The organism is Streptomyces sp. AC627_RSS907 (genome assembly GCF_019049165.1).
Genome location: NZ_JAGMUE010001044.1, coordinates 1 through 542 on the forward strand (window position 1 = coordinate 1; position 542 = coordinate 542).

Consider the following 542-nt stretch of genomic DNA (forward strand, 5'->3'; position numbering starts at 1 on the left):
CGCCCAGCCGGTGGGCCTCGGCGATGTGCCGGTCGGACTTGATGGTGTTGCCGAAGTGGATGGCGTCCAGCGGCGCGCCGGCGCGCAGGGCCTGCGCGATCTCGGCGGGGCTGGCCGCGTCGAAGCCGGCGCCCTGCCCGGCGAGGCGGGTGAGCACCTCGTCCACGGGGCACGCCTTCATGGCGAAGCGGACGCGGACGCCGGGCAGTTCGCGCAGCAGGGTCGCGTGGCGGCGGGCCACGCCGGCCAGGTCGTAGATGATCTGGTCCTCGGTCGCCGCCGCGAGGGCGGCGCGCAGGGGTGCGGTGACGTTGACGTACATGTGGATGGCCCCGGGGGTCTACCGGTCGAGCGGGTGGACGGGCGTGGCCTGGCTCGCCCGCACCAGGGGTCGCCACGCGTCGATGAGCCGCGCGAAGTCCTCCATGTCGTGGCGGGCCTCGTCCAGCAACTGCTGGCGGCGCGGCGCGAGGGACTGCGCGAAGGTGGCGTACCGGCCGCCGAGCCCGCGGTAGGAGCGCTCCAGGACGTCGAGCCGTTCC

At 75.1% G+C, this 542-nt stretch carries 1 protein-coding gene and 1 pseudogene; both read right to left on the reverse strand.

The features are described 5' to 3' along the window. Window positions 1–322, reverse strand: a pseudogene (locus tag KUM32_RS40160) (type III PLP-dependent enzyme); the annotation flags it as partial. Between the two features lie 18 nt (window positions 323–340). Continuing rightward, window positions 341–542, reverse strand: a 202-nt coding sequence (locus KUM32_RS40165; RefSeq protein ID WP_254406764.1) for a DUF6271 family protein, incomplete at its 5' end; no start/stop codon positions are given.